The 22,096-nt window shown below is 36.9% G+C and carries 16 protein-coding genes; 12 read left to right on the top strand and 4 right to left on the bottom strand.

What is annotated here, in order from left to right; all coding sequences use genetic code 11:
• The first annotated feature begins 86 nt into the window (after nt 1-86).
• The 6 genes from H7A25_14200 to greA all read left to right on the top strand — a co-directional run bounded on the left by H7A25_14200 (nt 87) and on the right by greA (nt 7,399).
• Entirely contained in the window at nt 87-1,247 is a 1,161-nt protein-coding gene (locus H7A25_14200) for a methionine adenosyltransferase (GenBank protein MCP5501055.1), read from the top strand.
• A gap of 1 nt (nt 1,248) precedes the next feature.
• Nucleotides 1,249-2,229 (top strand): transketolase family protein, encoded by a 981-nt coding sequence (locus H7A25_14195; GenBank protein ID MCP5501054.1) that lies wholly within the window; start codon nt 1,249-1,251, stop codon nt 2,227-2,229.
• Nucleotides 2,230-2,341: 112 nt separating this feature from the next.
• Complete coding sequence (locus H7A25_14190) at nt 2,342-2,551, top strand: DNA-binding protein (GenBank protein ID MCP5501053.1); 210 nt, start codon at nt 2,342-2,344, stop codon at nt 2,549-2,551.
• 71 nt (nt 2,552-2,622) lie between these two features.
• Nucleotides 2,623-3,396 carry an endoflagellar filament sheath protein gene (locus tag H7A25_14185; GenBank protein MCP5501052.1) on the top strand — a complete coding sequence of 258 codons (774 nt, stop codon included), beginning with the start codon at nt 2,623-2,625 and terminating at the stop codon, nt 3,394-3,396.
• A 36-nt stretch (nt 3,397-3,432) separates the two neighbouring features.
• On the top strand, nt 3,433-4,437 hold the full coding sequence (locus tag H7A25_14180) for an endoflagellar filament sheath protein (protein MCP5501051.1): 1,005 nt from the start codon (nt 3,433-3,435) through the stop codon (nt 4,435-4,437).
• Nucleotides 4,438-4,639: 202 nt separating this feature from the next.
• Nucleotides 4,640-7,399: a transcription elongation factor GreA gene (gene greA, locus H7A25_14175; GenBank protein ID MCP5501050.1), complete on the top strand. Its 2,760-nt coding sequence runs from the start codon at nt 4,640-4,642 to the stop codon at nt 7,397-7,399.
• Here the strand turns inward: greA and H7A25_14170 are convergent.
• A complete protein-coding gene (locus H7A25_14170; GenBank protein MCP5501049.1) occupies nt 7,396-8,568 on the bottom strand; it encodes an ATP-grasp domain-containing protein in 1,173 nt (390 codons plus the stop codon). The genes greA and H7A25_14170 overlap by 4 nt on opposite strands.
• Nucleotides 8,569-8,633: 65 nt before the next feature.
• On the opposite strand from H7A25_14170, the gene H7A25_14165 reads away from it, so the two are divergent.
• On the top strand, nt 8,634-10,028 hold the full coding sequence (locus tag H7A25_14165) for a hypothetical protein (GenBank protein MCP5501048.1): 1,395 nt from the start codon (nt 8,634-8,636) through the stop codon (nt 10,026-10,028).
• A gap of 2 nt (nt 10,029-10,030) precedes the next feature.
• Here H7A25_14165 and H7A25_14160 read toward each other — a convergent pair whose 3' ends face one another.
• Nucleotides 10,031-10,381 (bottom strand): Hpt domain-containing protein, encoded by a 351-nt coding sequence (locus tag H7A25_14160; GenBank protein MCP5501047.1) that lies wholly within the window; start codon nt 10,379-10,381, stop codon nt 10,031-10,033.
• Nucleotides 10,382-10,552: 171 nt separating this feature from the next.
• On the opposite strand from H7A25_14160, the gene H7A25_14155 reads away from it, so the two are divergent.
• From H7A25_14155 to H7A25_14135, 5 genes are all read left to right on the top strand, one after another.
• Nucleotides 10,553-11,227 carry a histidine kinase gene (locus H7A25_14155; protein ID MCP5501046.1) on the top strand — a complete coding sequence of 225 codons (675 nt, stop codon included), beginning with the start codon at nt 10,553-10,555 and terminating at the stop codon, nt 11,225-11,227.
• A complete protein-coding gene (locus H7A25_14150; GenBank protein MCP5501045.1) occupies nt 11,227-12,021 on the top strand; it encodes a glycosyltransferase family 2 protein in 795 nt (264 codons plus the stop codon). Before H7A25_14155 ends, H7A25_14150 begins: the two co-directional genes overlap by 1 nt.
• Nucleotides 12,022-12,131: 110 nt before the next feature.
• Nucleotides 12,132-15,266, top strand: a complete 3,135-nt coding sequence (locus H7A25_14145) for a hypothetical protein (GenBank protein MCP5501044.1) — start codon at nt 12,132-12,134, stop codon at nt 15,264-15,266.
• Nucleotides 15,267-15,465: 199 nt separating this feature from the next.
• A complete protein-coding gene (locus tag H7A25_14140; protein ID MCP5501043.1) occupies nt 15,466-17,118 on the top strand; it encodes an acyl-CoA/acyl-ACP dehydrogenase in 1,653 nt (550 codons plus the stop codon).
• Between the two features lie 4 nt (nt 17,119-17,122).
• Nucleotides 17,123-18,598 (top strand): alpha/beta hydrolase, encoded by a 1,476-nt coding sequence (locus tag H7A25_14135; protein MCP5501042.1) that lies wholly within the window; start codon nt 17,123-17,125, stop codon nt 18,596-18,598.
• 14 nt (nt 18,599-18,612) lie between these two features.
• On the opposite strand, the gene H7A25_14130 is transcribed toward H7A25_14135, so the two are convergent.
• Together H7A25_14130 and H7A25_14125 are read right to left on the bottom strand one after the other, a co-directional pair.
• Nucleotides 18,613-19,689, bottom strand: coding sequence for a hybrid sensor histidine kinase/response regulator (locus H7A25_14130; GenBank protein ID MCP5501041.1), 1,077 nt, complete (start codon nt 19,687-19,689; stop codon nt 18,613-18,615).
• 1 nt (nt 19,690) lies between these two features.
• The gene (locus H7A25_14125) at nt 19,691-22,036 is read right to left on the bottom strand and encodes a PAS domain S-box protein (GenBank protein MCP5501040.1); all 2,346 of its coding nucleotides are present in this window, start codon (nt 22,034-22,036) and stop codon (nt 19,691-19,693) included.
• Between the last annotated feature and the right edge of the window lie 60 nt (nt 22,037-22,096).

The raw sequence follows: 22,096 nt of genomic DNA, 5'->3' as shown, positions 1-22,096 counted from the left end.
TACTCCTACCATTACCCTGTGTTTCTTAAATTGCTTGAAACAACAATCTCTCCTATTACCTGTTTTTAACAAAAAAGGAAGGTATTATGTCTTTAAAAGACTTCATTTTTACTTCCGAGTCAGTTTCGGAAGGACACCCTGATAAAATTTGTGACCAAATCTCAGATGCTATTCTTGATGCGTATCTCGAACAGGACTCATCTTCTCGTGTGGCCTGTGAGACCCTGGTTACAACCAATCTTGTAGTCATTGCCGGAGAAGTAACCAGTAAGGGAAAAGTCGATACGGCTACTCTGGCTCGTGATGTGATTAAAGAAATCGGCTATAACGATATAAACATGTACTTTGATGCGGACTATGCAGTTGTATCTTCGCACCTGCACAGACAGAGTCCTGACATCTCTCAGGGTGTTACGGAAGGAGAGGGACTTTTTAAAGAACAGGGAGCCGGAGACCAGGGGCTTATGTTTGGTTTTGCTATCGATGAAACCGAAGAACTTATGCCTATGCCGATTTATTACTCCCATGAACTTTTAAAAAAGCTGTCCGATTTGAGACATAGCGGGCAATTAAAGTTCTTAAGACCGGACTCCAAGTCACAGGTGACGGTGGAATACGTAGATAACAAACCCAAGAGAATCGATACAATTGTAATTTCTACCCAGCATACTCCTGAAGTGAGCCAGAATAAAATCAAAGAAGCTGTCATTGAAGAATGTATTAAGAAAATTATTCCGGCGAATCTTCTGGTAAATACCCGCTTTTTTATTAATCCGACAGGAAAATTTGAAATAGGTGGACCTCATGGAGATGCAGGTTTGACCGGTCGTAAAATTATTGTAGATACCTATGGTGGATACGGAAGGCATGGGGGTGGAGCTTTTTCCGGAAAGGATCCATCTAAAGTAGACCGTTCTGCTGCTTATATGGGACGTTATATTGCAAAAAATATTGTGGCAGCAGGCCTGGCAAAGAAATGCGAAGTACAGTTAGCTTATGCGATTGGTGTAGCAGAGCCGGTTTCTGTCTTAGTAGATACTTTTGGTACAGGAACTCTTTCTGAAGCAGAGCTTTCTAAAAGAATTCGAGCCAATTTCGACCTGACTCCGAAAGGAATTATTACCGGCTTGAAACTTACCGAGAAGGGCAGGAAATACCGGGAAACCGCTGCTTACGGACACTTTGGTAGAAGGGGAGATACTTTTACCTGGGAAAATACTGATAAAGCAGAAGCCTTGAAGGGATAAAATGGGAAGTTTAACAGACTCAACTTCAGTTGAAGAAAAAGCCACCCGTGATGCCTACGGAGATGCTCTTTTAGAGCTAGGAGCTGATAGGCCTGATGTGGTGGTGTTGGATGCGGATCTTTCCGGTTCAACCAAGACAGCACTTTTTGCAAAGAAATACCCTAACCGTTTCTTTAATGTAGGGGTGGCTGAGCAGAATTTAGTCGGTCATGCTGCCGGGCTTGCGATTGCAGGCCTGGTTCCCTTTGCCTCTTCCTTTGCCATGTTTTTATCGGGAAGGGCCTGGGAAGTGGTCCGAAATTCGGTAGTTTATCCAAAATTAAACGTGAAACTCGTGGCCTCTCACGGTGGAATTTCGGTGGGAGAAGATGGTGCTTCTCATCAGTGTATTGAAGATTTTGCCATTATGCGGGTGATTCCCGAAATGACTGTAATTTGTCCCTCGGATTACACAGAAGCCAAACAGGTAATTCATAAGATTGCTGATTATAGAGGGCCTGTGTATGTTCGAGTGGGAAGACCGGCAATTCCGATTTTAAAAAGAGAAGAACCTTATCAATTTGAAATAGGAAAAGCAGAAGTTCGTTCTCTCGGAGAAGATGTTTGTATTATCGCCTGCGGACTTATGGTTCAAGAAGCAGAAAAAGCGGTTGAAATACTGGCAGAAAAGGGGATTTCCGCTTCTCTTCTGAATATGGCTACGATTAAACCTCTGGATGAAGACAGAATCCTGGAATTTGCCAGAAAATGTGGAGCAGTAGTTACCTGTGAAGAGCACAGTGTTGTGGGAGGTTTGGGTTCTGCGGTGAGTGAGTTTTTATCTGAAAATTTTCCGGTTCCGGTGATTAAGGTAGGAATGAAAGATTCTTTTGGGACTTCCGGAAAATGGAAGGAACTGCTTGACCGTTTTGGGCTTAACGCAGAGAATATCGTAAAGAGCTGTTACACTGCAATCGAGAGAAAAAAAAAGAAAGAAGCATAAGAAATTTGCATTATTATTTCTCTTGCTAATTTTTATATTTTCTTTTCCGATATATATAAGTGTATAATTTGGCTTTTCAGGCTTTAAGATAAAGGGAGTTGGTGGAGGGAAGATGGATCCTGAGATACAAACAGAAAAGATTGTTACCCATAACAAGACTTTTTTGATTGATTTGAAGAAAAACCAGGCGGGTTTTTATCTTAAGGTTTCTGAATGGTCAAATAGCAAGAAATCTTCTATCTTTATACCTTCAGAGGGTGTAGATAGGATGATAGAAATTTTATCAAAATTTAAAGCCTTAATGGACGAAAATAAAGAATAAGAATTGCAAAATAGTTTATACGTTTACTAAGGTAATTAAATTAAGTCCGTTCGAAATGAGGAGAGATTCTGATGAATTTTAAAAAGTTTATAGCGATGGTATCACTTCTGTTGCTATCAATAGCTGCCGTTTATGCAGAAGAACCTGCTGGTGCTGGCGCTTCTGGTAGCAGTACAGGGGCTTCTTCCGGCGGAGACTCCGGTAAAAAAGATCCTCTTGAAAGAGTTATTTTAGAGGATTTTGAGGAAGCAGAAGACTGGAGAGCAAAGTCGACTACACCTCTCGGAGAAACCAAGCTTGTAAAAATGGTACAAAGAGGGCTCATTAAAGATGTATTTGATGAGAGGTCTGTTCCAATGGTGAAAGGTGACAATGGTCTAAAGCCTGCATCTGATGGACAAGAGGAATTAATGAATAAAAACCACATTCTGGGTGTGAAAACTTATTTTGCTAACAGAGGTTTTGACAGAGTAGAAGTATCTCCCCCTCATGAATACATCATCAAAGGCAAAGCGAGACAGGTTTCTGTTTGGGTTCTGGGAAGAAATTATAACCATACTCTTTACGCAAAGCTGAAAGATTACAAAGGCAAGCTTCACAGCGTTAGACTGGGTAAGCTGGACTTTTTTGGCTGGAGAAAATTAACAGCTTCTGTTCCGGGTTTTATTCCACAAAGTTCAAGATTTTCTTTACAGGATAAAAATCTTCGCTTTGTTTCTCTATATGTAACCAGTGACACTCATGAAGTGGGTGGGGATTTCTATTTCTATCTGGATAATCTTGAAGTTAGAACTGATAAAACTGACATGATGTATCCTGGATATGAAATCAAGGACAACTGGTAGAATTAATTTAGACTGTTGAAAAGGGGATTAAAGAATATGAAACAAATACGAAAGACAAGTCTTGTGCTTTCGGCATCATTACTCGCTATTGGCCTTATCCTGGGAACTGTATCTGCAAAAAGTAATGCTCTGGGAACTGCTATTGGGAGTGATTTGAGCAGTGCTGAAATAAAAGCTATTACTGTTGAATCCTGGGATTGTGTAAAGGAAGCTGAATACGGCTGGCAGGTTTTCACTGACAAAGACAGTGCAATTCCTCCTACTTATGAGAAAGATAACAATTTCAAGTATGATCCAAAATTAGCTCCTTCTTCTCAGGCATTGAGAGAAGTTAAACTCATCGATAAGGTTAAACCTCAGGATCTCAAATATATCGATGTAGAGAAAAACAAGGTTTTGGGAGTAAAATTCCAATTTACCTATCCTGGGTACAATGAAGTAACGGTTCGTCCGCCCAGAACAAAACAATACGAAGTTGAAAGAATCAGAAGTTACATTACTGATAATGATCTGAGTCGTGATGACTACAAAAAGGATCAGGAAAAAAGACAGCCTAAAAATGCCGTTTTCACCATTTACGGAATTGAACTTCCCGGTGTAGCGAGAGCATTATCGGTTTGGGTTCTCGGAAGAGGAAACGAATACGAGTTGGAAGGTTGGTTAGAAGATTGGAAAGGAGATAACCATATTGTTAAATTTGGTTCCCTGGATTTTGTAGGCTGGAGACCTTTGACTGCTCAAATTCCATCCAGCATTCCTCAGGATATTAATTCTTTTCCTCAGACAAAAACTCTGGTTTTTAAACAATTTAAAATTCGTTCTACGCCCAGAACTTCCGGCGAAATGGTTTATCTCTTCATGGATGAATTGAAAGTTTTAACTGATGTATTTGAAGTTCATTTTGATGGTGCAGATGTAAACTTTGATGATGAAGACAAAGCTAAAAAAGAGCAATTAAAGAAAATTTTAGACAGAGTAGGTTGTAATGGCGACGGTGGAGCTTCCGGCGGTACTTCCGGTAACACCAGCAATACAAACTAAGCAAAATATATACCTGAAATAAGGTATTCTTTTCGAGAAGTGCCATAAAATATAACTAAACTCGCTTTGGTTATATTTTATGGTTTACTATTTTAACCCCTTAAATACCTTGGAAAAGTGAGATACTCGTTTTTTCGCGTTCTCACCTACATATATCGATATTCACTACTTATATCATCTTGTATATTCTGGAGTAATCTTAATGTCCGAACACGCTACCGTTCAGGGAGAAAAAATTCAAAGTCCTATTGAAAAGCTTACCGCTTTGTTTAATGAGGAAATTTATCTCAGACAGGATCCGGGGTCTATTCCTGTTACTAAATTTAAAATTTTAGATGATTTAATCGAGTCTTACCAGGGAAATGGGCATGTTGACGAAGCCAAAGAAAAAATTCAGGAGCATTTGAAAGATTATCCGGATAGTATTTTTGCCCGTTATTTACATGGAATCGTATCTTTAGTAGAAGAGAAAGTGGAGGATATGAGTGTTTTACGTTCTCTTCTGGAAGTTTTTAAAAACTATTCAAAATGGACTGTTGTAGAACATATTGCAGATAAAATTTTAAAGTTTGGAGACCAGAGGCTTGCTTTAAAATATAAAGCGGAAGCCCTTGAAAAACTGAATAAAAATAAAGAGCTAAAGCCAGTTTTAGAAAAGCTCGCCAGGCAGGACAGAAAGAATCCTGAAGTAGCCAAGAAATACGCCTTATCTATTTTGCATGAAGATGAAAACAAGGCGATGGTCTATTTAAAGCAGGCCGCGGAATATTTTGTAAGAGCAAAAGACTACTCACAACTGGATGAGATCTGGCCTACTATCGTTGAGCATTCTTATGAAGATATACAATTCATTGAAAAAATTGAACGAATCCTGGTAAGTAACCGGGAAAAAGCTCGAATTGTCATCCTTCTTTTTCCTATTATTGAAATTTACAAGCAATATGAAGATGTAGATAATGTAATATTTCTATTGAAAAAGGTTTTGGATCATGAACCACTTTCTCAGAAGGCGAGGAATGAACTTATTAAATGGTATAAAGTAAAATACCAGAGCCATTCTCTTTTAGACGAGTTTTTAAAAATTTCTGAAATCGGAAATAATAAAAAGCCAATTAAAGCCTGTATCAATAACTTTGAGAGAAACATTGTATTTGATACAAACAATTATGTTTTACACAGAAACTGGGGTGTTGGCAAGATTGTTTCGATCAGCAGTGAAACAGATTCTATCTATGTAGATTTTAAAGATAAGGAAAATCATAAGTTATCCATACAAATGGCTATCAATAGCCTGAAGCCTCTTAAGAAAGATCATATATGGGTGCAATATTACGAAAATCCTGATGAGATCAATGCGCTTTTCCAAAATGATGTCGCGAAGTTTATGGTAATGTTGCTGACTTCTCAGGATGATAACAAGATGGTTTTGTCTGAGATAAAAACAGAAGTCGTCGAGAAGTTTCTTAAAAAATCAGAAGATTGGTCCAAGTGGTGGACAAAAGCCAAACAGGCTCTGAAAAAAGATCCTTTTGTAGGCTTTAATCCGAAGAAGAAAGATGAAGTGATCTACCGCAGCAAGCCTATCACGCTTTCAGAAGAGTTAACTGAAAAATTTAATGCCTTAACAGATTTGAATAAGAAGCTGGATATCGCTTTAGATGCACTTAAGGATATAGAAGCAGCTGAAGATGCCTTTGAGAACTTCCTGCATTTTTATCTGGATGAAGAGAATAGTAAAGATCCTCTACGTAAAATACTGGCCTATATCTTCTTAGATCTGGCTGTTGCCCAGACAAGCCCTGAAGAAATTCCGAGGATGATAAAACCACAGGAAATGTCTTCTCTTATTCAATCTCTTGAAAAAGAAGAACTATTAAAGATTTCTCAGGAGATAACTAACGTAGAGATTAAAAAAGAATTTGTTCAAATCGTTTTGGATTCTCATTCAGAAGCGATTTCAATTCTCCTCGATATTCTTTACGAAGTGCCTATAAAAGTAAATAAACATGTCTTTTCTCTTCTGGTATCTGAAAAGAAATTTGATGAACTGAATCAATTCATACAGAATGTGATGGAGCAGAATAAAAATTATCCTGAAATATTTTTATGGATAGCCAAGTCGATTTTGACTAAAAGCTGGAATTATGAGTGGTTAAAGATTTCAATTAAAGACCTTTCCTTGAAGCTTTTCCGCTTTTTAAAACCTCTGGTGAAAATAGAGCCCAAGGGTACCAAGCTGAAAAATAGTGCTATGGATATAATCTTTGGTAGTAAAAATGCTACTTTGAAAGATATTATCTCGAATTCTGATAACGATACTTTAAGAAAATTCTATGTTCTATTTAAAGAAGTTTCTTATATAAATGATCCGGATAAAGATAAGTTTTTAAACCTTATAACAGAATCGAATCCCGGTTTTCAGTGGGAAGATACGGTTGTGGTGGAAGAGGATGAAGAAGACGATATCAACCTTTACTTACCTGAATCGGGAGTTTTAGTAACTCGTAAAGCTTATAATGAAAGGAAAGAGAAGTTTGAATATCTTGTAAATGTGGAAATGCCGGAAAACTCTCGTGATATAGGGGAAGCCCAGGAAAAAGGTGACCTTAGAGAGAACGCTGAATATAAGGCTGCCATGGAAAGACAGGTTCAACTTCGTGCTGAGCTTACTAAACTGGAAGCGGAGCTGAAAAGTGCTAAGATTATTGACCTTTCTGATGTTAAAACCAGCCGGATTCATATCGGTTGCCGTGTAAAACTTAAGAATTCGGAAACCCAGGAAGAATTAAATTATGCCATTCTTGGACCCTGGGATACAGATACAGAAAAAAGTATTATCAGTTATCAATCTCCTCTCGGTATGGCTCTTCTTGGAAAAAAACAGGGAGATAGTGCCATTGTAGATTTTGATGGTTCTAAAACAGAGTTTCTTATCCTCGAGATTTCTCGTTACACCAATTAATCTGATAGAGTCTTTTTGGTTTCAAACAGAAAAAACTTCAAATATAGTTTCAGAAGCTTTAGCAGGCTTCTGGACTTTTCTCCTTTCTTTTTTCTCATAGTAGCTATTTGGAAAATAAAATTCCACTGCCTGTATAATTCTCGATAAGCATAGAAAAGATTATTTTTTCTATCATATATATGGGTGAATTCTGCTTCTGTTCCATTTACCTCTAAGATTTTAAATCCGTTTCCACTTTGTAAACTTTCTGCATTTTTAAATTTAATATCCATCCTCCCGAAATCAAAACCCGGAACGGAATCACAGATCTGGAGTAAGACTTCTTTTGTTTTCTCCCGGATATCTTCTTTTCCATCTTCAAAAATAGCACCCTGACAATGGTTTCCGGCCCTACCCAATACAATGGTTTCTCCCTTTTTTGGAATCAGGCGAAGATTCTCTTTATTACGTTCCATAAATATTGAACTCAAGTACCGGCTCCTCGGATCCTGAAAAATAAGTTTTTCAAGGCTGGAAATTCCATCTCCCTTTATTTCACTCAGTATTTTTCGAGTAATTGAAGGAGAAAAACCTTTGGTTTCATAGGGAAGGCGAATGTAAAAGAAACCATATTCCAGAGGATAGGGAATATATTCCTGAACCAGGAATGCCTGTTTTGCATTGTTGAGATAGGCTTCTAATTCTAAGGGAGAACGAATAATCTTAAAACCGTTCCCCCTGTGTCCTTTATCGGGTTTTACAACGAAGGGATAAGAAAAGGTATTTTGTATATTTTTAATAGCTTCTTCCTTTTCTGAACTCGGAGAAATATAAAGGGTTTGGGCGATATAGTCTGGAGCTATTTGAAAAGGTAGGAGCATTTTATATTTTGAATCAAAACTTAAACCTCCAAATGGGAAACAGGGATTCACAAGACTCAGAAATTTCGGAAACAAACGATAATGGAAGCAAAGATATGAGATTATGAATATTAAGGGCAGGTAGAAAATTTGAGCCGGCCAGAATTCCCAGTAGCGATAAGAAATTATACGATAATAACTGATTTTCAAATAGCGAGGATGAAAAAGAATTTGAAACATGAAGCCTAAAAATAATACTGCAATGAAATAGGCATAATAAGCCGGGAAGAAAAGGTAAGCTGCAAAGACTACAAATAGGAACCGGAACATGATATATCCTGTTTATTTTTGAGGGTTTACTTATAAACTGAAACGATAAAAAAAAAGAAGGAATTATGAATACAGATAATCTTTTTGGAATCAAAATTGATCAATTTTCTCGCTACTACATTACTCTACTTAAATCCACCATTTTATTTCGTTATGGAATTTCAGATAAAGAGGAACTTAAATTATCTGCAAAGGATGCTGATTTTTTAAAAGGTCTGGAAGTGGTAGCTATGGGAGAAGGGAAGTCTATGCAGGATGGATTGATAGTAGGAACGATTCGCATGGGTTACGGACACCATCGCATGGCCTATTCTCTGTATTCTCATTCTATTCAGCAAAAGCGAACTATACTGCATGATATTTTAGCCATTGATTCTAATGAAGCGAGAGCCATTAAAGAAATTGATGGAGTCTATAGTTATCTGAGTCGTCTATCTTCGGAGAATGGTGGAATTATTGAATGGCTCTGGGGACAACTTACTTCACAGGGAAATGCCAATTCTCTCTTTTTGTCAGTAACCCTGGCCGAAGAATATAAAAGGTTGGTATCCGGAATTTCTCCCAAACTTCCCTATTTATCTACTTATCCGATTAATGGGCAGGTGGCTGTTGCAGCGGGTTTTTCGAGGGTGATCCACTTAATTCCTGATAATTTTCCCCAATACTATTTATTGGTGCCCGGTGCTTTAAATCTGGTTCAGAGTCCTTCTTCTTATATGAAATTTATAAATATGGGAGTACCGAAAGAAAATTTAATGGTAGCCGGACACTGGGTTTCGGAACCCATCCTGACACATCTGGAAGAGGATACAGCTGCCAGAATTGAACGTATTGAGTCTTCAAAACCCAAGAGGTTTTTACTTCCGATTGGAGGAGCGGGAGCCCAAAAGAAATATACCATGACTCTTCTTGAGAAGATAGCTGCTCGCTTGAAGAACGGTGAGATTTCTCTACTTTTAAATACCGGGGATCATGTTGATTTTTATAATGAAATTATAGAAAAACTTAAAGAACTGGAAATTGATTTTGATATTATCAATGAGAGTGTATCGTTATCTCATTTCTGTAGAAATTATGAATTGGATAAAAATGAAGAGCCCAAGAAACCGGTGACAGTTTTCCATTTTGCCAGTTATTATACGGCATTTTTGGCTACAGATTACTTGATTCGGGTGGCAGATGTTCTGGTTACCAAACCCTCCGAGCTGGCTTTTTTTCCGATTCCCAAAATATTTATCCGCAGAGTTGGAGACCATGAAGCAGCTTCAGCTTCCCGTTCTATGGAATTAGGGGAAGGTACAATAGAATGCCGGGAAGTTGAACATGCCGTGGAAATGTTTGATCTTCTTAGTAAAAAGAACGATGTACTAAAAAGGATGAATGATTGTATTCAAAGAAACCTGAAAGATGGTATTTACAATGGAAGTAGAAAAGCTGTAGAAATTGCTTTGAATCCATAATTTCAGGAAGGGAAGTATCGGTTTTGTAATTCAATACGGGTATCTTCCCAGATTCCTCTTATTTTTTTAGATTCTTCAATAGATTTTTCCTGATTTCCTTCTTTCGCCTCGGTTTCAGCCCTGATACATTGGTTTTGCAAGATGACCAGTCCGAAGTTGGCAGCTACGCCTTTTAACTGGTGAAGAAGGGACTGTATTTTAGCCAGATCCCGATTTTCCATGAGAGAATCCAGTTCATTTAATCTTTCAAGTGTGTTTTCGAATAAATTTTGGATCATGCTTTTTAACCATTCCAGATCTTCCGGATCATCTTCATTGGCAAAGGATTTAATTCTTGTCCAATCTACGTACATAATTTTCTCCCAAGTTTATTTTTTATAACAGAGAATAGAATAAAAAAAAATTCTCAAGTATAATTTGAAAAATCTTTTTATATGCTTTCGGTTTCTTTATTAAAAAAGGGGATTGATTTTTTTTGCTAGTATAATATGCTTAAAGACATATAAAGGGAAATGGGGCGTATTTTGTACGAAGAAAATACAATAAAACAGGAGTTAGAGATTTCGGAGTTCTCTAATAACTCATTATCTATACGAACATTCAAGATGTCTTCCGACGTAGAGGTAATTTTAAGAACTAAGATGGAGGAAATTTTAGATGGCTATAATAAATCTTCTATGCTTGCTACGCTCTACACCATCATTAAAGAATTATCCATCAACGCCTGTAAAGCCAACCAGAAAAGAGTGTTTTTTGAAGAGAGAGGCATGGACATTACCGATGAAGATATTTATGCTTCCGGAATGAAGGATTATAAAAAGATCCTCAATGAAGAAAACCTCGATGAATATGGAGATAAGTGCAAACGCTCGGGATATTATTGTTTAGTTACCTTTAGTCATAATTCTGATGGAATGACAGTCGTGGTGGAAAATAATACACCGATTGCTTATCAGGAAGAACGGGCGATTCGAGAAAAGCTTTCTAAAGCGATGAGATACGATGATATTGCCTTATTTTTCGTAGACAATGCAGATAATACAGAAGGAGCCGGACTCGGTCTTGCCCTGATTGTTATTATGTTGAAAGGTGAAGGGATAGATCCCCGTTTTTTCCGGATATTCACCTCAGAAGATATTACCCTTGCTCGACTTGAAATTCCATTTACAGACCGATTTAAAAGCATACGCTATCAGTAATGAGCGTTTCGATTTCCGCTTGTATCATCACTCTAAATGAGGAGGATAAAATTGAGGCCTGTTTAAAAAGCCTTAGTTTTACAGATGAAATCATTATCGTAGATTCAGGTTCTACTGATAAAACCCTCGAAATCGCTGAAAAATACAGGGCCCGTGTTTATATCAGGGAATTTGATAATTACGTGAATCAAAAAAATTATTGCTTATCCCTGGCAAAGAACGATTGGATACTCTCCCTCGATGCAGATGAAGTGGTTCCGATTGCTTTAAAAAAAGAAATTCTTTCTATGAGTTCTGCTTTTCTGGAAGAATATGATGGATTTTCTGTTCCGCGATTAACCTATTATCTGGGTAAATGGATTTATCATGGGGGTTGGTATCCAAATCGGCAGGTTCGCTTATTTCGTAAAACAAGAGGTAAATTTTCCGGCTTATTAGTTCATGAAAAAGTTTTGTTGGATGGCAAAACCGGTAGTTTACAGAGACCCTTACATCATTACTCTTACAAAAATATTTCCGATCATCTGAAGTATATCGATAGGTATTCGAGTCTGGCTGCAAAGGAAAAATTTGAAAGTGGTAAATCTTCCGGAGTGATTCTTTCTATTTCCAAAGCCTTATGGAAGTTTTTTCACATGTACATTCTGCGTTTCGGATTTTTGGATGGGAAAGTAGGATTAGTGATTGCTATTTTAGGTTCTTATTATAATTTTTTAAAATATATTAAGTTATATGAAACTTGTTTAAACAAAAAGAAAAATATAGAAGCAGGAGGGAATCATGCCGGAAAATAAAGAAGAAAAAGTAAGTGAAGATGAGGAAATTGAGCTGAACGATTTGAAGCCCAGAGGGATACTTCCTAAAAAAATTAAAAAGCAGGAGCCACTCAATTCAGACGAAGAGTTTGAAAACTAATGTAATTCAGTTTGAACTGAGTATACAAAATGGGCATAGTTCAGAAGTTACAGCCCTGAGTTTTTCTTCTGATGGGAAGTATTTCTTAAGTGCATCTAAGGATGGTAGTATTCTTTTATGGAATGCTGACGGGAAGCTTCTTAAAGATTATTTTTTTCATTCAACTGAAGTTTTATTGATTCGTTTTAGCCGAAATAGGGAAGGCTTTTATTCTTTTTCTGTTGATGGGACTCTGGTTTATTCCGAGATTAAAAATCGACATTTTCGAAAAGAGAAAATACTCAGTTCGATAGATGCAATAGATATTTTTCCGGATACAAAAAGAATTATACTAAGCTACAAAAATACCATCTATTTAATTACTGAGAATTTTAGAATATTAAAACAGTTTAAAATTTCGGAAGTGCATCAAATTCGGTCTATAACTTGTTCTTTGGAGAATGATATTTTTTCTATTTATAGTCCTGACAATAATCGTATATATCTTTTAAATACAGAGGGAGAAATTTTATCTTCTTTTTCTGTAGAAAGACAGGTAAAAGAGATACGTTTTTCTTATGATGGTATCTATCTGGCCTGTATCTATGAACTTTTTGGTCTGGGTTTATATAGTCCGGAGGGTAGGCTATTACAGGAGTATTTTTTAGATTTATCTATAAATTGTATTGATTTCGCTTCGGATAAAAAGTTTCTTCTTTGCGGAGGAAATGCAGACTCTTTTTATATGCTTGATCTTGAAACGGGAGATTTTCATTCCTTTCAGACTGGCTCCCATGAAAAAAGATATATTAGTAAATTAATGTTTTCTCCCGGAGGGCATATATTTATTTCAGGGAGTTCTGATTTGACTATGAAAACCTGGAATCGTCCCGGGTTTTTGTTGTTTGAAATGAAAGCCTATTCTAAACCGGTTCATTCTCTTTGTTTACAGGATGCAGATAATTTTTTATACCTGGGGATGGAGGATGGTTGTGTTTATATCTGGAGTTCTGAATATAAGCAAGAAAAGAAACTTCAGGTTTTCGGGAAACCTATCGAAAAAATCTGTCTTTGTGAGCAGAGAATATTTGTATATTCTGAAAATAAAATTTATCTTTGTGCAATATCCGGTGAAATAATCAAAACTCTTACAGTAAATTCGAGAGTTCTGTCTATGCAGAGATTTAACTATGACTCAAAAGACGTATTGCTTTGTCTGGATGAAGAAGGAATTTTAACAATATTGGATCCGGAGGGAAATGTTGTAGATAGTCTTTACTTATCAAAATCTATTATGGATATACAAACCGGAACTTATCAGGGAGTAAATACGGTATTTTTTTTTGATAACAAAAGGCGATTTGGTTATTTTTCGGATATTCGAAAACATGAAAATTATAGAATACTGTATACTATTCCATCAGAGGTATTTAATAACCTGGAATGTATTTCTCTTTCTCCCTGCGGAACTTACCTGGTTTTAGGATGCAAAAACGGACAGATACAAATACTATCCATTCAGGGAGAGTATAATAAAGAAGTATATGCTCATAAAGATAGAATCAGCGGAATACAATTTCATCCGAAAAAGAATCTCTTTTTTACTTCTTCTCCGGATAGGACTGTGAAAATATGGAGATTTCCTTCTGTAGAAAATGTAGCTACCCTATTTTCTTTTTATGAAAAAGAATGGTTTATTTTTACACCTGAAACTTATTTTGATTCTTCAAGAAATGCAGTTCAGGCTGTAGCAGCAGTGAACGGTCTTTCGGCTTATGGAGTGGATCAATTTGCTTTAAGTCATAATCGTCCGGACATCATTCTTCGAAATTTAGCCTCTGAGGATAAGGAACTTATAGAACACTTAGAAAAACAGTATTTGAAACGCTGGAAAAAATTAGGCTATGAGATTCCCCCGGAGATAGAAAAAATTTCTCTACCCGAAGTGAAGATATTAAATCGACAGAGACTCGCAGATAAGGGAGAAGAGGGGAATGAAAAGGATTTTCAAAAGTTCTTAAAGCTCCGTTTGCAGTTTGAAGACAAACAAAGTATATTAAAAAATTATAATATATATGTAAATGATGTACCTGTCTATAGCGAGGGAAAACCCCTGAATATGAACAAATATAGAGTAACTGAAAAAATTCAGTTATCTACAGGGAATAATAAGATAGAAGTATCTGTCCGAAATGAGAAAGGTTTTGAATCTCTCCGGGCTTTGACTCATGCCCATTATCTCGGAAAGAAGAAGCCCAAATTGTATTTCATGGGTTTCGGAGTTTCGGAGTATAGAAATACTTCGGAAGAGCTTCCGAATCTGCAATTTGCTCATAAGGATGTTTTGGATTTACAAAAACTTTTTCTCAGTATGGAAGAGTCTTATGAAAAGGTTTCTACTCTTTGTTTAATAAATGAACAGGTAAATATCCGAAATATAAAACAGTCAAAAGGTTTTTTAGAAAATACAGATGTAGATGATATAGTGATACTTTTCGTATCGGGACACGGTCTTCATGCAAAACTAAAAGGTGAGAATGATTCGAGGTACTATTATTTAACCCATGAAACGGATATCGAGAATCTTGAAAAAACAGCGGCTGATTTTTCCATGATTGAAAACCTTTTAACTGGTATATCGGCCCGAAAAAAATTGATGCTTCTTGATACCTGCGAATCCGGTGAGCCGGATGAAGAGTATATGCTCAGAACTCAAGAGTTATTTCACTCAAGAGGCTTTGTGGCAAGAAATATCTTTTCTGATCCGGCTTCCGTAAGTTCACCCCGACGAAAAGCTTTTGGTTCAGAAAGAATACGTAAATATTTATTGGTAAAAGATAGATTTATTTATAGTGATATTTTTCGTAGAACCGGTTCAATCATACTTTCTTCTTCAAGAGGAGGAGAAGCTTCTTATGAGCACCCTGCTTATAAGAATGGTCTTTTTACAGAGGCTATCCTTAATGCTTTTAAAGGAAAGGCGGATATCGACGGAGACGGTTTTATATCTACGGATGAATTGCGAGAATATGTGTTTCGAGAAGTTTCGGAAAGAACGAAGGGTCTGCAAAATCCGGGAGTAGATAAAGATAATTTATACCAGAAGTTTTCATTACCTGTTTTAAAAGAAAATGTGAATATTTGATAACCTTAACTTATTTAAAATAAATCAACTACAATTACTTTCAATCCATACTTTTTCCACTTACCTATCCCGACCAATTCCCGGCTTGTGATCAAAAAAACTACCTGTTTTAAATCAGTCTCCGGAAAGATAAAATACATGACAGATAGGACAAGGGCGGGATTTTAGTATCTGTATATTGATATGAGAGGACTAGTAAATGGATAGAACAGCAGCGGATAAGGCATTACAGGCTTCTGCTAAGCTAGTAGACGAAGTAACAGGTGCTCTTGCCCAGAAATTTTCTGAAAATGGCAAAGTATCGGTTCCAAAAATGGACACAAATCAGTATGTGTGCTACCAGTTAGCCTGGTTGACTGCCGAGCAGCAGGTTGCTGAGAGCTTTGTAAATTATGCCTGGAATGATTCCCTCGGAACGAGCGAACTCGAGAAGAAAATGGCTATCGCTTTTGCCGGTGAAACTGTAGCGCATATTCGTTCTGAATTAAGCTCTAAACCGAAAGAATTCGGCCTTACTTCGGCCAGGGTTAGAGAGGCTCTTTTTTCCGATGAAATGGATGAGTTTATCCAGAACGCTACTGAAATTAGCAAATATAGTGAAATTGCAGACCTTATTGTAGAAAAAGGTCATGCCGGAGTTTACGGCCTTTCTGAAGAACACGAAACTTTTCGTGAGACCTTTCGTAAGTTTGCTGAAGGTGTAGTAAAAGAGAAAGCAGAGCATATTCACCGTCACGACGATATTATTCCCGATGAAATCATTAACGGACTGGCTGAAATGGGTACATTTGGTTTGAGTATTCCGGAATCTTATGGTGGTTTCCAGCCCGATAACGGACATGATAACATCAGTATGCTGGTTGTGACTGAGGAGCTTTCGAGGGGAAGTCTCGGAGCAGCCGGAAGTTTAATCACCCGCCCGGAAATTCTTTCCAAAGCCCTTTTAAAAGGTGGAACCGACGAGCAAAAAGAAAAATGGCTGAATAAACTCGCCACCGGTGAAATTATGGCCGGCGTAGCGGTTACCGAGCCGAATTATGGTTCCGATGTTGCCAATATGAGCGTGGTGGCTACCAAGTGTGAGGGTGGTTGGAAAATTAACGGGGTAAAAACCTGGTGTACTTTTGCCGGATATGCAGATGTACTGATGGTTCTCTGTCGTACAGAATCTGATCCTTCCCTGAAGCATAAGGGAATGTCTATCCTTCTGGCTGAGAAACCCAAGTTTAAAGGGCACAGCTTTGAGCACAAGCAGGAAGGAGGCGGTCGTATGGAAGGTGCGGCTATCTCTACTATCGGATACCGCGGAATGCACTCTTTCGAAGTGGCTTTTGAAGACTATTTTGTTCCGGATGAAAACCTTGTGGGTGGAGATAAGGGACGCGGTCAGGGCTTTTATATGCAAATGGCAGGTTTTGCCGGTGGAAGGATTCAGACAGCAGCTCGTGCAAACGGGGTTATGCAGGCTTCTTTTGAGCAGGGTTTGCGTTATGCACAGGAAAGACAGGTTTTCCAGAAACCTATTTATGAGTATAACCTGACCAAGTGGAAAATCGCTCGTTCTGCCATGATTATCCAGGCTTCTCGCCAATTCACTAATCATGTGGCCAGATTGATGGATGAGGGAAAAGGCCAGATGGAAGCTACACTTGTCAAATTCTACGCATCTAAAATTGCTGAGTGGGTAACCCGTGAAAATATGCAGATCCACGGAGGAATGGGATATGCTGAGGAATATGCAGTTTCTCGCTATTACGTAGACTCAAGGGTTTTCTCCATTTTTGAAGGAGCGGAAGAAGTAATGGCTCTTAGAGTGATTGCAAAAGGGCTTTTAGATAACAAATTAAGCTAAGAGTATGAAGGATATATACGGTTCCAATAAAAAACTTCCCCTGATTCTCATTGGAGGATTTTCGGATCTTAACCGGGAAGGAGGGAGAGATTTGGCTTACCAGGGTTTTAATCTCGGAACCGTATATCCTCATAAAAAAGGCGAAGCGTATATATACGAAGGTTTAATTCTCAGGCTTCTAAAAGATGAGCAGTATCTCGATGCAAGCCGGGTCGTAGGTTTTTTTCCTGAGGAGAAAGATCTGGGTTTTATGGCGGAACAATACCGGGGAGGTCTGGAAGGGATTGAAGACCCCGATTTTTTTAGAGGATTTAGTGCCTTACAACCGGAAGAATTAGCCAATTTCTTAAGTTTTAAAAAGTATACCCGGGATCCGGAAATATTATACCGGTCTTTCTGGGTATTTCGTTATTATAACTACCAGCATAAGAATTTATTTTTCTATGCCGATGAACTCTATCGTTTTATTGAAATTATTTTGAATGTAACAAATGCTCCGGCGGTAAATCTTCTTGCCCATTCTGAAGGGGGCTTTGTAGTTCGTTCCCTGATACAAAAAAAGTTACACCCTCAAAAAAAGAATAAGCTAATTAATAAAGTTGCTACAGTAGGAACTCCTCATAAAGGAATTTTTTTTCCTGAAGAACTAATCTTTTTATCCCTGGTGGAAGATTTGGAGAAGTTTAAACCTGAAGTTCAGGATGTAGAAACGGAACTTTTAAGCTATAAAAATTATCCGGAAGAATTAAAGCCTAGGACTCTTTGTGTGGTAGGGACTCATTACTATTTAAGAAAAGTGAATGGATTCTGGGCAGAGGTTCCCGGTAAATTAAAAAATGCTTGTATTCCGGAATCCTGTGTCACCTACATTCACCAGACATACGGTGATAAAGATTCCCTGGTTCGTTCGCGGGAAATGTATGAAATCGTCAGTCGTTTTTTCTTTGGAAATTATCGCATTAGTATCAAGTATCTCGGAGGGATGATTAAGAAAAGTTCCGATTTCTTCGGTCAGAGTGAGTATTTTTTTGGCTTGAACGTAAAACCGAGAGGGGTTGATTTTGAATTATTTCATCAGAGTAAGGAAGCTGAGAATTGTTATGGACCTTTCCTTGACGAACATCTATCCAGGGTTAATTTGGAAGGTAAAGACTTTGGAGATGGAAATTTGGTCTATGCCGGTTTTTTTGACTCTAAAAAAATTCGATCTGATAAGGAAGAAATCGTATTTCGCTTAACTTTTCATATTACGGAAAGAGATGTTTTCGGTCAGGGTTTTTCGGATGAAGTAATTTTGCATAAACAGTATTATATCCAGATTTCCTTACCTGAAATGCAGGTGAAGTTCTTTCCCAGGGGATATTTTGCCGATTCCGGAATTGTCTGTAAAAAGAGCACTGAAATCGAAGATTGCTTTTTCCTTCCGATTCGAGAGGATGGTTTTGAAGGAAACTTTTCTTTAAAGATAAGCGGAATATAAATTAGGGAAGGACTCTATTGAAATTTGGCCAGTGGAAGTTTTAGAATAACTTCCGTTCCATGCTCTGTTTTGTCTGTTTCGGAAACTTTTGATTTAATTTCGAGACTTCCACCATAGTAACTTACAAACTTCTGAACAAGAGGAATTCCGAAGCCTGTGCCTCTTTCATTATTCGTTCCTTTTCTGCTTGTGCTTTTTCTTATATCATAAATCCCATCTAAAATATCTTTGGGAATTCCGATGCCTGTATCTTTTATACTTACAATAACCTGTGATGCTTCTGTTCTGGCTTGAACATATACTGTAGAGCCATTAAATGAAAATTTGGCAGCATTGCTTAATATATTATTGGCTACCGAGCTAATAAAGGAAACTCTTTCAGAGAGTATATAAATGGTATCCGGAATCTCTAATTCGAGACTTAAGTTTTTTTTGAAATAGCTTGGTTGTAATATATCTTTAGAATATTCGAATGCTGTAAGGAGGTGTACCGCTTCTAATTTTAGAGGTTTTTCTTCTATGTGTCGCATATCTCTGACCAATTTTACAAGTTCTATGCCGAGGTGTGTTGATTCTTTTAGCATAGGTAGATAAAAGGGCAGATCGGAATAATCGGATTCTATAGCCTGTATAGAACCCTGGATAATGCCAAAATAATTGTCGAGGTCATGAGATAAAATGTGAAGAAGTTCTTTGTATTCTCGTTGAGACTTACTCAGGGAAAGATGGGTATTTAAACGTAGTAATAGCTCTACCGGATGAAAGGGTTTTGTAATATAATCTACGGCACCGAGGTTAAAACCTTTTTGTAAGTCTTCTAACTCGGTTTTAGCTGTTAAGAAAATAATGGGTATTTGATTTGTTTTATGATTTTCTTTTAGTTTCTGAGAGGTTTCAAATCCATCCATCTCCGGCATCATGATATCCAAAAGAATTAAATCGGGTACCTGCTGTTCTGCCAGTTCAAGTGCTTTCTTTCCGTTATTTGCAGCAATAATTTGATATCTTTCTTCTAAAAGAATACTTCCTAAATATTGAAGATTTTGGGTGTTATCATCAACTATAAGAATTTTTTCTTTTTTATTTAACATGTCAGGATTCCTTTCGTAAAGACTTGAGGATTTCCGGAAATTTTGAAAAATCCTGAGATAATCGATCTAGATCGAAAGTTCTAGTATGCGTATTTACTCTTTCCAGCCACTGTTTTATTATTTTACAGGATTCTTTATTTTCAATTTCTTTTTCAACTTTTTCAAGAAAAATGATAATATCATTAATCACCATAGTTTCAAAAATTTCTTTCCATTCAGCTAAAAAAAGATTCTCGAGAGAATAACTTACCTGTTGCATTTCCTCCCTTATTACTTCCGAATAGGTTTCCAATGTGGATTCATTTTTTTCGAAGAGGAGCTCTGTGGATTTATATATTTTTTGAAATGTTTCATTACTTTTAAGTGCTACCGGGATTTTTACTGTAAAAACACTACCCTGGCCTAATTCAGAATGTAAACTCAAATTACCTTTTAGTAATTCAACCAGATGTTTTACAATAGTCAAACCAAGCCCGGTTCCTCCGAACTTCGGATCCTGGTTTTGCTTCTGTGTGAAGCTTTCAAAAATACTTTCTTTTTCTTCTGAAGGAATTCCGGGACCGGTATCTTCAACAGCAATAATTAGATAATATTGCTTTTCTTCTTCCTGAATGTTAATATGGAGTTTCACATAGCCTTTCTCGGTGAATTTTACAGAATTACTGATAAGGTTAAAGAGAATTTGTCTGATACGAGTGGGATCTGTCTCAAGAGTTTTGGGTATATTATCTTGCACCAGTATGTAAAACTTAATTTGCTTTTCTTTACATTTATCTTCAAATAAATTTTTGCTTACCCTGATTAAGTCTTCAATATCCAAGTCCCCTTTTTTAAGGACTAATTTTCCGGCTTCTATCTTAGATATGTCTAATATATCTTCTAAGAGTTCCATCAAAACTCTTCCGCTGGTATGAATATTGTTAAGATACTGTTTTCTCTCTGTATTTTGTATTGTGTTAATTCGATTTATTAATATGCTGGAAAAGCCCAGAATAGAATTTAGGGGAGTGCGGATTTCATGGCTGATATTGGCAAGGAAAAGACTTTTGGCCCTGTAGGCATCTTCTGCTTTTTGTTTGGCATATAATAATTCTTCTTGAATTGAAGTAAACTCGGTAATATCTAAAATTGAGCTGATAATACTTTTTACTCCATATTCATCCGTTACCAATTCACCTCGTGCTTTAATGTGTTTATTATTATGATTGAATGTCCGTAGTTCCAAATTTATTTCGAATGAATTTGAACTTTTTTCCATGTCCTGAATCAGTTTCTTTAATTTTTCTTTTGATTCATGACTGAGTAAGTTTAAAAACGTATTTAGATCTACTTTTGTTTCCGGGGTTTTTTCGAGGAGGAGGGAGGCTTCACGGGAAAGGAAAAATTCTTTCGTGTCGAGGTTTAGTTCCCAGCTTCCAACATTTGCCATTTCCTGGCTATGACTTAGAAGTTTTTCATTTTTCTTTAAAGAAATTTCTGCGAATTTGATTGCTGTAATATCCTGTATTTGAGCAAGAATTAAATAATCAGAATATATGTTATCTGTAATATATGTAGTCCCCAATAATATCCATATATATTCTCCCCACTTGTGCTTAAGCTTTATTTCTATAAGATCGGAATTTCGAACTTTTTTATAAGGAGAAATGAAAATTTCGGTATCACTCAGTATATACTTCGGAAAAAAAGATCCTATCAGTTCTTCCCTGGAATAGCCAGATATTTCGGTAAAAGCTATGTTTACATCTTTTACGATTCCGGCAGAATTAATTAAAGCCATCCCGGTGCCTGAGTAACTGAATATATTTCGATAATATTCTTCGTTTTGTCGGAGTTTTTTTTCACTTTCTCTCAGGTTGTCCTGGGTTTCTTTTTGTTCGCTAATATCAATAAAATTGGCGACGGCCCCATAGAGTTCTCCAGCAAGATTGAATAAGGGAGAAGCATTTACTGATAGCCAGATAACATGACCTTCGTTGTCGATTATGCCGTGCTCTATATTTTCTACGGATTTTTTTTCGAATAAGGCAAGGCTTAAAGGTAGTTTCTCTATAGGGTAGGGTTCTCCTTCTGAATCAACTTGCTTCCATGTTATATCAGAGAAGTAGTATTTTGTAATGGTGTCTTTTTTTAATCGAAGGATATTTTCTGCGGAAGTATTAGCAAAGATTATTTTACCTTCTGTATTGACTTCGATAAGTCCTGTAATCGTAGATTCTAAAATGTTATGAAAACGATAATTACTTTCCTCGCAATTAATTTTTTGTTGGTTGATAATCTCTTCTTGCTTCTTGATATATCTTTTAAGGTTTTCTATTTCGGTTTTAAGGGACTCGATTTCTGACATATACTAACTCCTTCTTTAGTTTCTCTGAACTTTAAAAAAAATCAATTTTTTATTAGATTT

Source organism: Leptospiraceae bacterium (assembly GCA_024233835.1).
GTDB lineage: Bacteria > Spirochaetota > Leptospiria > Leptospirales > Leptospiraceae > JACKPC01.
This window is presented reverse-complemented; position numbering and strand designations above follow the sequence as displayed.

Bases quoted from the DNA above. Each gene is read 5' to 3' on its own strand.
- H7A25_14200 (MCP5501055.1), top strand. From the start codon at position 87: ATGTCTTTAAAAGACTTCATTTTTACTTCCGAGTCAGTTTCGGAAGGA.
- H7A25_14195 (MCP5501054.1), top strand. From the start codon at position 1,249: ATGGGAAGTTTAACAGACTCAACTTCAGTTGAAGAAAAAGCCACCCGT.
- H7A25_14190 (MCP5501053.1), top strand. From the start codon at position 2,342: ATGGATCCTGAGATACAAACAGAAAAGATTGTTACCCATAACAAGACT.
- H7A25_14185 (MCP5501052.1), top strand. From the start codon at position 2,623: ATGAATTTTAAAAAGTTTATAGCGATGGTATCACTTCTGTTGCTATCA.
- H7A25_14180 (MCP5501051.1), top strand. From the start codon at position 3,433: ATGAAACAAATACGAAAGACAAGTCTTGTGCTTTCGGCATCATTACTC.
- greA (MCP5501050.1), top strand. From the start codon at position 4,640: ATGTCCGAACACGCTACCGTTCAGGGAGAAAAAATTCAAAGTCCTATT.
- H7A25_14170 (MCP5501049.1), bottom strand. From the start codon at position 8,568: ATGTTCCGGTTCCTATTTGTAGTCTTTGCAGCTTACCTTTTCTTCCCG.
- H7A25_14165 (MCP5501048.1), top strand. From the start codon at position 8,634: ATGAATACAGATAATCTTTTTGGAATCAAAATTGATCAATTTTCTCGC.
- H7A25_14160 (MCP5501047.1), bottom strand. From the start codon at position 10,381: ATGTACGTAGATTGGACAAGAATTAAATCCTTTGCCAATGAAGATGAT.
- H7A25_14150 (MCP5501045.1), top strand. From the start codon at position 11,227: ATGAGCGTTTCGATTTCCGCTTGTATCATCACTCTAAATGAGGAGGAT.
- H7A25_14140 (MCP5501043.1), top strand. From the start codon at position 15,466: ATGGATAGAACAGCAGCGGATAAGGCATTACAGGCTTCTGCTAAGCTA.
- H7A25_14135 (MCP5501042.1), top strand. From the start codon at position 17,123: ATGAAGGATATATACGGTTCCAATAAAAAACTTCCCCTGATTCTCATT.
- H7A25_14130 (MCP5501041.1), bottom strand. From the start codon at position 19,689: ATGTTAAATAAAAAAGAAAAAATTCTTATAGTTGATGATAACACCCAA.
- H7A25_14125 (MCP5501040.1), bottom strand. From the start codon at position 22,036: ATGTCAGAAATCGAGTCCCTTAAAACCGAAATAGAAAACCTTAAAAGA.